This is a genomic window from Desulfosporosinus sp. I2 (assembly GCF_000960765.1).
GTDB lineage: Bacteria > Bacillota > Desulfitobacteriia > Desulfitobacteriales > Desulfitobacteriaceae > Desulfosporosinus.
In genome coordinates this window covers 1-12,148 of the sequence record NZ_JYNH01000142.1, presented here as the reverse complement: position 1 = coordinate 12,148, position 12,148 = coordinate 1, and the positions used below count along the sequence as shown (strand labels likewise).

The 12,148-nt window shown below is 45.8% G+C and carries 10 protein-coding genes; 1 reads left to right on the top strand and 9 read right to left on the bottom strand.

What is annotated here, in order from left to right; all coding sequences use genetic code 11:
• From UF75_RS21270 to UF75_RS21235, 8 genes are all read right to left on the bottom strand, one after another.
• A partial coding sequence (locus UF75_RS21270; RefSeq protein ID WP_045576560.1) for a class II glutamine amidotransferase occupies positions 1-623 on the bottom strand: 623 nt, incomplete at its 3' end.
• A gap of 685 nt (positions 624-1,308) precedes the next feature.
• Positions 1,309-2,646 carry a phosphoglucosamine mutase gene (gene glmM, locus UF75_RS21265; protein ID WP_045576559.1) on the bottom strand — a complete coding sequence of 446 codons (1,338 nt, stop codon included), beginning with the start codon at positions 2,644-2,646 and terminating at the stop codon, positions 1,309-1,311.
• An 83-nt stretch (positions 2,647-2,729) separates the two neighbouring features.
• Positions 2,730-4,331, bottom strand: coding sequence for an FAD-dependent protein (locus UF75_RS21260; protein ID WP_045576558.1), 1,602 nt, complete (start codon positions 4,329-4,331; stop codon positions 2,730-2,732).
• A 5-nt stretch (positions 4,332-4,336) separates the two neighbouring features.
• A complete protein-coding gene (locus UF75_RS21255) occupies positions 4,337-5,581 on the bottom strand; it encodes a CdaR family protein (protein ID WP_045576557.1) in 1,245 nt (414 codons plus the stop codon).
• Positions 5,582-5,584: 3 nt separating this feature from the next.
• Positions 5,585-6,397, bottom strand: a complete 813-nt coding sequence (gene cdaA, locus UF75_RS21250) for a diadenylate cyclase CdaA (protein WP_045576556.1) — start codon at positions 6,395-6,397, stop codon at positions 5,585-5,587.
• A gap of 114 nt (positions 6,398-6,511) precedes the next feature.
• On the bottom strand, positions 6,512-7,534 hold the full coding sequence (locus UF75_RS21245) for a DUF1786 domain-containing protein (RefSeq protein ID WP_045576555.1): 1,023 nt from the start codon (positions 7,532-7,534) through the stop codon (positions 6,512-6,514).
• A 53-nt stretch (positions 7,535-7,587) separates the two neighbouring features.
• Entirely contained in the window at positions 7,588-8,736 is a 1,149-nt protein-coding gene (locus UF75_RS21240; RefSeq protein WP_156146552.1) for a DUF362 domain-containing protein, read from the bottom strand.
• Positions 8,721-9,467, bottom strand: coding sequence for a PIG-L deacetylase family protein (locus UF75_RS21235; RefSeq protein ID WP_045576554.1), 747 nt, complete (start codon positions 9,465-9,467; stop codon positions 8,721-8,723). Before UF75_RS21235 ends, UF75_RS21240 begins: the two co-directional genes overlap by 16 nt.
• A gap of 341 nt (positions 9,468-9,808) precedes the next feature.
• On the opposite strand from UF75_RS21235, the gene UF75_RS21230 reads away from it, so the two are divergent.
• Positions 9,809-10,624 carry a CAP domain-containing protein gene (locus UF75_RS21230; RefSeq protein WP_045576553.1) on the top strand — a complete coding sequence of 272 codons (816 nt, stop codon included), beginning with the start codon at positions 9,809-9,811 and terminating at the stop codon, positions 10,622-10,624.
• An 89-nt stretch (positions 10,625-10,713) separates the two neighbouring features.
• Here the strand turns inward: UF75_RS21230 and UF75_RS27585 are convergent.
• Positions 10,714-12,148, bottom strand: a 1,435-nt coding sequence (locus UF75_RS27585) for a DUF11 domain-containing protein (RefSeq protein WP_082075270.1), incomplete at its 5' end; no start/stop codon positions are given.

Sequence of the window (12,148 nt, the reverse complement as noted above, 5' to 3'; positions counted from 1 at the left end):
TCATCTAAGATATAAACTTTTCTCGTATAGTTTAAAATCGCGGTAATATCACTGGCTATGAAGTACTCTCCGTCTCCGAGGCCCACCACCATCGGACTATCTTTGCGGGCAGCAACCAATTTGTCGGGGTCTTTGCGGCTTAGGACAACCATGGCATAAGATCCATGGATCGTCTTCAAAACTTTACGAACCGCTTCTTCAATGTCTCCTGCATAATAATCCTCTACCAAATGGGCCAAAACCTCTGTATCTGTTTCTGAAACAAACTGATGTCCCTTTTCAATGAGTTTGTCCTTTAATTCCAAGTAATTCTCAATGATTCCATTATGCACTACGACAAAATCCTGACCACAGTCGCAATGCGGATGAGCATTAACCTGAGAGGGCCGACCGTGAGTCGCCCAACGCGTGTGCCCGATCCCCATGAAAGATTGAGAATAATTCACTCCTAATTCCTCTTCCAAAGCTACTAACTTGCCCACGCTTTTGGAAACGACAATCTCATTATGATCCAGTACGGCGACGCCTGCGGAATCATACCCCCGATACTCAAGCTTTTTTAAGCCGTCCACCAAAATTGGAATCGCTACTCTATTTCCGATATATCCTACAATGCCACACATAATTGTTAGCTCCTTTCAAAAATAAATGGATTATAGAAAACTTGGCTGGCGCCAAGCCTTGGCGTAGGCGGCCGCCTTAGTTGCCCTTATGCTTCCAGAAAGTATACAACGAAGTTATACTTTCTGACTAGTATAAAAAACAAGTCGCCCCTGCACGGACGACTTGTTGCTTTAGATTTTGGCAATTCCAAGCAAGGGGGTTAAATTGAGCATACTATCCCCTTGTCTTGTCAGCTTACTCTTTGTCCCGAGAATTACTCCCCGGTTTTAAGCAAGCTTTACGGTGACAAGCCACCGAGAGGGATCCGCCGAATTGTTCGATAACCCTCTTCCTCGTCGACCTTGAGTAAAACTTCTCTCAAGGTCCTGGCGCTTTAATATAAATTGCCCTTAAAACAACCGCCTATCCCCAAAAATCTTTTTAGCTTTTACTTTTTAGCTTATAGCTTTTACCCTTAGGTCTTTACTCTTTACTAAAACTCTAAGCTTTAATTCCTAATTCTAAACTTATAGCATCACCTTCTTTCCAGCCTGCTAAGTAGACCTACCTTTCTTAATCGATGGATCATCCGATACCAACAAAAGATCGGTTCATGTGCCTCAACTAGTTGATTAGAGTTCTGCACTACCTAAAGCACATAAACCATTATACGCGAATTAGAGTCAGTAATCTATTGGTATATTTTTATTCATCACATTGAATAATCATGTCAATGACCCCTTGGGCCAATTCCCTTAATTTTTGTTGGTCTGGACCTTCAGCCATGACCCGAATTAATGATTCTGTCCCGGAGGGGCGTACTAAGACTCTGCCTGTACCGTTTAAGTATTCTTCAGCTACTTTTACTTTAGCAAGGACTCTCTCATCCTTCATTAAGCGGTCTTTATGGTGTACCTTGGCATTGAGGAGCACCTGAGGTAAACGCTGCATTTGAGAGGCGAGTTGGGAGAGTGGAACTTGTCGCTCCTTCACCACAGCTAACAACTGCAGGGCAGTTAATAGTCCATCCCCGGTCGTGTTGCTGTTCAGGAATATAATATGTCCTGACTGCTCCCCGCCAAGCTGAGCTCCTGTTCTGATTAATTCTTCCATGACATAACGGTCCCCGACTTGTGTCTCATAGATCTTGATTCCTGCCCCTTTTAGGGCAAGATGTAGTCCTAAGTTACTCATGACGGTAACAACGACAGCATTTTGGGCTAATTTTCCCTTGGCCTTTTGGGCTAGGGCACAAATGAGCATGATAAAATCTCCATCTAAAATAGTGCCACGTTCATCAACTACGATGAGACGGTCAGCATCCCCGTCCATGGCTAGACCCAGGTCTGCACCATGTTCTAAAACTGCTTGCTGTAACTGTTCTGGATGAGTCGACCCGCAACTGGCATTAATATTCACTCCATCTGGTGTATGACAGATACAGATAACCTCGACTCCAACTTCTTGCAATACCTCTGGGCCTACAAAGGATGCAGCCCCATTAGCACAATCCAAGACGACTTTAATCCCATCCAGTCGTCCCACCGTATTCTTAAGGAAATCTTTATAACGACGCCCTGCATCGTCAACGTGAATCACTCGTCCGACCTCACCGCCGACTGGGATCAGCCAAGGTTTATCCTCGCTAAGTACAATGCTTTCGATTTCATCTTCGATAGCATCCGGTAATTTATACCCGGTTGAATCAAAAAACTTAATTCCATTATCTTGGACAGGATTATGGGATGCCGAAATCACGACTCCAGCACTAACATCCAGAGTTCGCGTTAAGAGAGCGATCCCTGGCGTAGGTAACACACCGACTCGTAAAACATCCGCTCCGACCGAGCAAATTCCGGCGATGAGTGACGCTTCAAGCATATCCCCAGAAATCCGAGTATCTTTGCCGATCACAATTCGAGGGTGTGGATGCTCCTTACTAAGTACATACGCCCCTGCTTGCCCTAGGCGAAATGCAAGGCTCGGTGTCAACTGACTGTTGGCCACACCACGGACTCCATCGGTTCCAAAGAGTCGACTCAAATCGTTCCCTCCCTTCTTTCTAGTTTATTGACCTTTTAGCAAAACGTTCATAAAATCATATTTAATTTTACAACGGTTCTATCTTACCCTATCGGAGCATATTGCGCCATCAGATATTCTGCGCTTCTGAGTCCATCCACAGCAGCACTAGTAATTCCCCCAGCATATCCGGCTCCCTCCCCTGCTGGATAAAGCCCTTCCATGCTTGAAGATTCTCCCTGAGTATTGCGAACGATGCGGATGGGGGCACTTGTTCTTGTCTCAACCCCTGTCAAAGTCGCTTTTTCCCCAGCAAACCCTTTAATTTTGCCATTGAAAACGCGTAGTGCTCGGTCTAATACATCCCCTACCGGAGTTGGAAGCACCCCATGTAACTCGCAGGGTACAACACCCGGAGCGTAAGTCGGGGACAAATCAAAGCGCCCGGTTACTCGCCGTTCTAAAAAATCTATCACTCGTTGGGCTGGAGCGTGATAATTTGACCCTCCTGCGATAAAGGCCTTATGTTCCCATTTTCTTTGGAATTCCAACCCTGCCAAAGGATGGGCGGTCGAAAAGTCCTCCGGTCCAACGGTTACGACAATTGCGCTGTTGGCAATCTGTGTGTCCCGAGCATATCCGCTCATTCCGTTCGTGACAACTCCTCCCTCCTCCGAGGTTGCGGCCACGACTTTCCCTCCCGGACACATGCAAAAAGCATAGGCGCCCCGTCCTGTCGTAACATCCTGATAGGTCAGCTGATAATCTGCTGGTCCAACCTGCGGATGTTCCTCGACTCCGTACTGGGAAAGATTGATAAGAGCCTGGGGATGTTCCACGCGCAGGCCTATCGCGAACGATTTCCGCTCTAGTGTTATGTTCATTGAGTGGAGTAATTTATAAACATCCCGAGCGCTGTGACCAATCGCGAGAATCACTGCTTCAGCGGGAATTTCCTCCCCATGGTTTACGATGACCCCTTTCATTCGACCCGTTGAAGGTATCAATCCGGTCACTTTGGTCTGGAAGCGGATCTCGCCCCCCAAAGACTCAATTTCCATCCTGATTCCTTTGACCACCTCTTTAAGAACATCTGTGCCAATATGGGGCTTCGCCAAAAATTGAATCTCGGAGGGAGCCCCATGTTTGACAAACGTCCTTAAGACGTCCGAAATCCGACGGTCCTGGATCCGAGTTGTAAGCTTCCCATCAGAAAAGGTGCCCGCTCCTCCTTCCCCAAATTGAACATTGCTTTCCGTATCCAAGGTTCCTGTGTCCCAGAATTCTTGCACCTTGCGTGTGCGTTCTTCCACTGAATCTCCACGTTCAAGGACAAGCGGAGCATACCCCCTTCTTGCCAGGGCTAACGCAGCAAAATACCCTGCTGGACCAGCCCCGATCACAACTGGACGATGCTTCAAAACTATGCTTGGCTTATTCCAAAGGACGGGGATCTCTACAGGGGCTTCTTTCAGTCCGGGAACTCGAGCTAGAATACGGTTAACCTCAGTATTAGGTACGCTGAGGGAGAACTGGATTGTATAGACGAACGTCAAATTAGGTTTTTTTCGAGCGTCCAACGAACGACGTAAGAAACGGAGACCACTGATAGAGTCGCTTGGTACTTTTAGCTTGCGGGCAAGGGTTGCTATGAGCAACCCATCTTCTTCTACAGGAATTCTGAAATTCGTATACAGTAAATCCACCCTAACTATTCGACTCCTTTGACCACGCGAGATTTGAGACTATAGTCAACTTGAAGGGTAGTTGGTATTGTTATACCCGGTGGGAGTTGCCAGAACACTTTTGAATTGGCATAACTTCCTGCCGCATGTCCGGAAGCATCAACCCAAAGTTGAATCTGGTCCGGGGTTACCTTGTTCACAACATCGGGGAGACCCTCGATCACCACATCCATAGGGGGAATGGCTTTATTAACTTCTAAGTCAGCCCCAACATTTCGGACCTGGACTGCTACCCCCGAAATACTTTTTTGGATGGGTCCGTCTCCAATTTGAACAGAAACACTTAAGCTCGTCTCATTCAGGAAGGAAACTCCAGACGGTAACGTAATTTTATCAAGGGCTATCTGGATATTCTTATCTTCGGCTAGACCGCTAATATCGACGGGACCGATATTTAAGAAATCAAAGCCTTTCAAGGCCTGCAGAGTTCCTTGAACTGTTATACTTGCCGGGGCGGGGACTAAGGACCGGAGTTCCTTGCCTGAGGCGGGTGTTCCGGTACTAGTCACCTTTAGAGGGATCATCTTAGTCGAAAGCCCTTTGGCGATAACTGGAACAATAACATCTACACTACTTGGATAAGCACTTAAAATATCGACAACCGGATTTGGCCCAAAGATAGGCTTGCCTTCTTTATCTCGAAAACTGACGGGTCGTGAAATCTGAACCGTATCATTAACCCCTGATACGCTAATTTCTACGGTCACTTTCCCTAAGTTGTTGAGAATCGTACTAGGCCCGCGCACATTAACCGCCGATGGTTTCACAATCAGGCTCCCAACTTGATAATCGTTGGCAGGACTGCCCGTAACGACAGCCTCGACTGGAATCGTCTTCTCTAGAACTTTATCGAGAGTCAATTTAACATTGGCTGGCTGAAAATCCACCACATTGGTTCCTGGTGGCGTGTTAACTTTAATTATATAAGTGCTTTCCCCCGGTACTCCACCTGAAAGATCAATCTGGGCATAGATATTATTAATACTGGCGCTTGGATTAATCCCTTGCAAACGCACTCGAACAACAGGTAGTTGAGTCATAACGACCATATTCGGATCAAGCCCACTCGATACGAGCGGAATTGTGTAGGTCTGTGGTTCAGGAATAATCTTATCGGGTGTCCCCTCATTCAAAACGAAAAGCCAAAAGATGATCGCAAAAAGCAACGAGATGATTTTAACCCCTATGTTTCGCTGAAGAATATTAAGCATGGGCTACCACCTCCAAAACGGAATGACTGATGAAGAAAGACTCTTGATTTCAAGTTCTCTCAGTAATAATTCTCGTAGCATTTTCTCGTCCATAAAACGGGTCAGTGCTCCGTCAATCCCAACTGAAATCGCCCCAGTTTCCTCGGAGACAACAATTGCCATAGCATCCGTAATTTCTGTGAGTCCTAAAGCTGCCCTATGACGTGTTCCCAGCTCTTTTTGGATACTTGGATTCTCAGAGAGCGGAAGAAAACAACCCGCAGCGGCGACACGATCTTGACGTACAATCACAGCCCCATCATGTAACGGGGTATTGGGAATAAAAATATTCACTAGAAATTCTGAGGAGAGCATTCCATCGATTTTGATCCCGGTTTCAATAAAGTCCTGGATTCCTGTTTTTCGTTCAATCACAATCAGAGCTCCAATGCGTGTCTTGGACAGGACCTGAGTGCAACGCACTAATTCTTCCACGACCTGTTCCTGAGTATCCAAGCCGGGAGTCGAGGGATGGCGGGTAAAAAACCGTCCCCTTCCGAGCTGCTCTAAAGCCTTTCTAAGTTCAGGCTGGAAAACAACCGGTATGGCAAAGAAAAACATTTGCAAAAGTTTATTCAACAACCAACTAACCGTTGTTAACTCAAAATAACGGGCAATTAGAGAAACAGCTACAAGTACCATAACTCCCTTGACCAACTGCACGGCACGCGTCCGTTTAATGAGCATATAAAATTGGTAGAAGACCACTGCCACCACGACAATATCAATCGCGCTTCGAAATTGAAAATTACGGAATTGAGATAAGATTTCTGCCATGATCCTCCCCCTTTCTATTCACTCAAAAAATTCCCCTACAAATGATTTGGCCACTATGAATGATTCTCCAATAATATAAAAAGTCCTTGCCACTTGAGATATTTTTTTATCGACTTAAATTATCCCCATTCCGACAAGGATTCCAAAACACCCTGTTAACATCATATCTCCATACGGTGCTGCTTCATACCAGTTAAGAGGTTTTGCCAAACTTCTGCGGGGGCCTGTTACCGTGATAAACTGCCAACCTGGCCCCATGTCCGGATGAAGGGTTGCACCATGCCCGCCCTGCTCGTAAACTTCAGTGTTGGTTAATTCTGTCGACTGAAAACGTTGAATGAACTTCGCGAGAGAGTCGACGTTCAGCATACTAGTATGTTGCTCAAAGATCCCGTAGACCCGATCTCCCCGAATCGCAGCAGCCAGAGTATGAGAATTGCCAATATTGACGGCCAAAATTCCTTGATTCAAGTAGGGCTTTACCGTATGGTCTGCCATGATTCCCAAGAGTGCAGCTGTCCCAGTATCTGTTAGAACAGCTCCAGGCAAGATCTCTCGGACTGCGCGCATTCGCGTATACACTTCGGGGATATCTTGCGTGAACACTAAGTCTCGGAGGTTCCCACCTTGTAAAATAAACTCTTCCCAGAGCCGAAAGCGAAGAGTGCGATTGCTTTCAGTTTCGCTAAATCCGTGATCCTGTACCGCAATAGCAGATTTTAAGGGATACTTCAGGTTAAAGGCTTGAGTTGCTTGTTGTAATGACGCGGTATCGATATCTCCCATCCAAATGGATGTTACGGATTCCGGTGCTTCTTGGCAAAGCACAATTCCCATTTCCTCAACTCGCGCCAAATTATCGTGGTAGGTAACCGCTGCTTGAGGAGTCGCATAGGCTTTAAGTCCCTTGGCCACATGCATTTTTAAAGCTTGTGCACTTGCCCCTCCACCCATCAGATGGCCATGCAGGAAGATTCCTTGTCCTTGTTGTGTAGCTTTTCGAATCTTGGCCGCTACAATCTGGGTGCGACTCGGAACAATAAATTTAGGGCAGTTTTCGATTGGTTTTCCGGGTTCATAGAGAAGGATATCCTGCGTGCCAGATCCCACATCGACCACTATAACACTTTCAGTCATTTGCTTTACACCCCCCTATAAGACTCTGATAACCAATTCCTACATTTCAGAAATTATTTCATCAATTTTCTTCCAATCCATGGCTTAAAAAGCGTGATCGCTTTATGTGGGCAAAGCTCGTGACAACAAAAGCAGCGAATACAAGCTTCAAAATTCACAACCGGACGTTGGTTTTCATCCATGGTTATAGCCTTAGGCGGACAGTTATTAACACAGTCCTTGCAACCCACACACGTTTCGTGTTCAAAAACAGGACGAGGCCGTACACGATTAAGTACAAAATTTTTGACACTGCGCGGGAGGGGCATCATATCTAAGAAATTAGTCGAGACTGCTGTCGGTATCTCGAAATTTTGGATGCGCCAAAGCGATCGTGCATCCCCTTTTAAATCGACTTCGTCGAGACGGCTCGTTAAACCTCGAGCGCGTCCAGCCATAAGGGTTGGAACCTTTTCTGACTTTAAGCCAATCAGATCTGCAGCTACGACATCTAACGCGAACGGATCCGTACTTAAAATAAGTGCACCAATGTCTCGTGGCCTACCCGCTGAAGGTCCATCCCCTTCCATGCCTACGATCCCATCCATAATGCTTAACGCTGGGTTTACCCAAGCAGCAATATCTACCAGAAGATCTGCAAAATCTGAGATCTTAAACATTTTTAGGTGATATTCAGCTTTGAGAAGGCCGGGGATGACTCCAAAAAGGATCTTAACAGCACCCGTGAAGGTCATCATGCCGTGGGTTTTTAACTTTGAAAGAGGAATTACGACATCGGCCTTTAAAACGCAGTTAGTGACCGTTAAACTTTTAACGAGTTTTCCTTCTGGATACTGAATGGTTGTTTGTCCCACGTCTTCGTTGAGGATTGCCCCGGTTCGCTCTGCAACCTCACGTAGACCAGATATTGTGTAAATCTTCTGCAATGCGCCCACTGTATACGGACCACCCGGACTGTCCCCAATAATTGGTAACCCACCAGCCTCCTGGACAAGGCGAACGACGGCTTCTACAACAGTAGGATGGGTCGTAACCGCATCCTCGGGCCGTTTTTTCATGAGTAGATTTACTTTCAGCAAAACTCTTTGTCCAGGCTTAACAAAGGTACCCATACCGCCCCATTCAGCTAAGCCTTCCCTCAAACTCGTTTCGACATCTGCTAAATAATCTGGGCAAAATTTCATGACTACTTTGGGCTGCACTTAGGATCCACCCTCTCCAAATTTCCCATTATATCCTCACCCCGCCCGGGAAAGGTACTTAACTCAACATCGCATTCAAAATATTCTCGACTCAAATAATCCTGTTTGACCGTTTCTTCCAACGACTCAAATCTTTGACGAGAACCCACTTGAGTCCGATGTTCCAAGATAGCTTGCCATTTCTGCTCCATCCAAGGGGAAATAGAAATTATATAATCGAGCCCCTTCCGCTTATCCTCCGATAACCTCCAGCCTGGATAAACATAGCAAAGCCGAGGTAGAGTATAGGGTGTTCCCCACTCCGGTACTACGGGTTCTTTCGCCAGTTTAATAGCTGCCTTCGCAAAGTGATGAATCGCCCGATGATCTCGGTGTCCGGATGCACCATCTGCTCCAAAGGTAACCACAACCTGAGGACGTCTTTTTCGGATAATACGTACAAGGGTTTCAACAATTTCAAGGGGTGGTGCTATCGGAACTTCCTTATCCAGATATCCCAGGAAAATAACTTCAGCAATCCCTAGGACCTTTGCGGCACGTATCAGTTCTTGTTCACGAAACAAACCCAATTCTTCCTTCTGACAAAGATCTGCTGTCTTACCAGCCTCGCCCTTAGTCGCAACGACAAGGGTTATGTTAACCCCTCGTTGAGCATATTTAGCAATGGTACCACCCAAAGCAAAGGATTCGTCATCAGGATGGGCAAAGATAAGGAGCATTTGATCTGCCATCCGTTTTATTCACTCTCTTTTCTTTAATTATGAACAAAAAAACCATTTTTTCATGATTGAAAGGTCACTCACTATTATAGCCTTTTTTATGCATAGAGGGAAATTTCAACCCGCCAAAAAATCCTGATAATCTCACTATTTTTCAATTACCTACTTTTCTGTATAAAACTACCGTTTATTTCATGCAACTTGTTATGTTATACTGCAGTTGTCAGTTGGCCAATGCTCAATTAATCCCATCTAAAGTGCACACTCTTGAATTCTCTTTTCTTTTTGCTTTCCCTTTATCTAACAATTGTTGATTTCTTCATAGCAATTCATCGAACTTAAGGAGGTCCCAAATGAAAAGAAACTTAAAAGTATTAGTCAGTGTTCATCTGGTCACCCTCATGACTTTTGTCGCTTTACCCGTACAAGCGGCTATGAATATTGGCGCGCCGCAAACCCTAACAGGTTCTGTTGTGACCCTTCGTTCTTCCGGTCCTGTCATAACGACAGTAATACCTACTCTTACTTCTACTCAGGCAACCCCTTCCACAACTGTGGTTACAACTCCCTCTCAAACGATCCATATCGGAACAACACCCACAACCAGTAGTGGAAGAGTAATTTCTTTAAGAAATATCCTTTACCCAAAAAACACCATCCCAGCAGCCACTGTTCCTGCTCCTGCTCCTGCTCCTATTCCTGTTCCTGCTCCTGCTCCCACCACAGTTCCAACTCCTACTCCAGTTCCAACACAAACGCTTCCTACCATTCCTGCTGTCACAGCATTAACTGCTGACGAACAACTAATGGTAGACATGATCAATCAAGAACGACTTGCTGCCGGCTTAAACCCTGTAAAAGCAGACCTTCGCCTAACCGCAGTGGGACGTGCCAAAGCTAACGATATGAAAGTAAACAACTACTTCGATCATACCTCTCCGACCTACGGAAGTCCGTGGGCTATGATGAAACAAGTTGGTATTACGGTACGCTGGGCTGGAGAAAACATTTCCGGCAACAAATCCGTTTCGAATTCCATGGCAGCTTTAATGCAAAGCCCTGCTCATAAAGCAAATATTCTCGATCCTCGCTTCACTGATGTGGGCGTCGGAATTGCTTATGGAAGTGCCTACGGAAACCTTTATGTTCAAGAATTTTTACAACAATAAGTACGTTTTTACAAAGGACCGTGGCTGCGCCACGGTCCTTTGTATTGTTCTTGGATATCTGATATTTTGTATTCATAACAGGACCAACTCTAATACTTTCCGGAACAACTTACGTCCAATTGAGGTGGGAAGAAATCATTGGGAAACGGCGTGAGAGTTGTGTCTGTAAAAACTCGACATGAATTGAGATCTTCAGGCACATAGTCTTCGCATGCACACGGTTCAGGGCAGTATCCAAACGCCGGTATCAGTAGTTGCACTATCCCAGTTACTTTTGTAATTATAAAACTACCGATTGCAAGTTGAATGCTTGCCTCTGAAAATGTTGGATACGTTAGCAGTTGAGTCCGTGTTTCTACAAGTAAATTTAACTCGAACTCTGAGCGACTTGGTGGAAGGTATACTACTATATCCTTCTGAATGTCGGGCAAGTCTCCACTTAATTGGATGGTCTCATTTATGGCGTTACTCAACATAAGAACGAAGGGAATTCGTACTGTGAATTGTGCCCTTGAGAAATTAGGCCGAGAAGGAATCGGGGTGAAGATAGGACTACCGACAATAACTCCATTATCGAACGCTATACTCACAAAGGTGAATGGGGCTCCTGTGGTGGGTAGATCGACAGTGAAGGTTGGAAAACACTCTCGTTGTTGACACGCGGAGTATACTTTCTGAACGACTACGCAAACTGACTCCTTTATATCTTGGATGGTTGTTTGAACAGGATTACTTATTGCACTACCTACAACCGGAGGACGGCCGGGATCTACCTGGAAATTAAACGTAACCTGAGCCTGATTAATTATGATAGAAAGTGATAGCGCTAAAACAATCCGAACCTCGAAGATGACTATTACAGAACTACCTGGAGAAACGCTGCCTAGATTAAAGCCGGTGGATGGATTCAAACCAGGCTGTGGAACACCGCCTATGATTACACTTCCGGGAACAAAGCTGGTACCTGCAGGTGGCGCATCTGTAAAGAATACATTAGTGGCCGTAACATCTCCTGTATTGGTTATAACCACGTTGTAGGTCAGGGTATCCCCCACCGTTGCAAAAGCCTTATCCACGCTTTTTACTGCGGCTAGCTCTCCTAGGATAACCTCGGTTACGACTGGATTGCCGGTTGTTGTGCCATTTAACGGAGGTAAATTCGGATCAATCTGATATTGGTAGTCTATGATTGAAGTATTCGTTAACACGGGAAATACCGGTGGTATAGGGACAACGGTTACAGTTACCCGGAAGGTTACAGTGACCGATACTCCGCTGGGAATATTGCCTATGGAGAATCCAGGAGGATTAGGGCTAAGCAAAGGCTGTGGGACTCCGTTAAGGGTTACGCTGCCGGGAACAAAGCTTGTGCCTACCGGAAGGGTATCTGTGAAGATCACATTGGACAGGGGTACGTTGCCGTTATTGGTGATCACGGTAGTATAAGTTAGGATATCTCCTGTGATGGCCGTGACCTTATCCACGCTCTTGACCACGCTGACGAGCTCTACATTCACCTGGGTT

Excerpts from the sequence above, each read along its gene's own strand:
- UF75_RS21255 (WP_045576557.1), bottom strand. The coding sequence starts at position 5,581 with ATGCTTAATATTCTTCAGCGAAACATAGGGGTTAAAATCATCTCGTTG.
- cdaA (WP_045576556.1), bottom strand. The coding sequence starts at position 6,397 with ATGGCAGAAATCTTATCTCAATTCCGTAATTTTCAATTTCGAAGCGCG.
- UF75_RS21245 (WP_045576555.1), bottom strand. The coding sequence starts at position 7,534 with ATGACTGAAAGTGTTATAGTGGTCGATGTGGGATCTGGCACGCAGGAT.
- UF75_RS21235 (WP_045576554.1), bottom strand. The coding sequence starts at position 9,467 with ATGGCAGATCAAATGCTCCTTATCTTTGCCCATCCTGATGACGAATCC.
- UF75_RS21230 (WP_045576553.1), top strand. The coding sequence starts at position 9,809 with ATGAAAAGAAACTTAAAAGTATTAGTCAGTGTTCATCTGGTCACCCTC.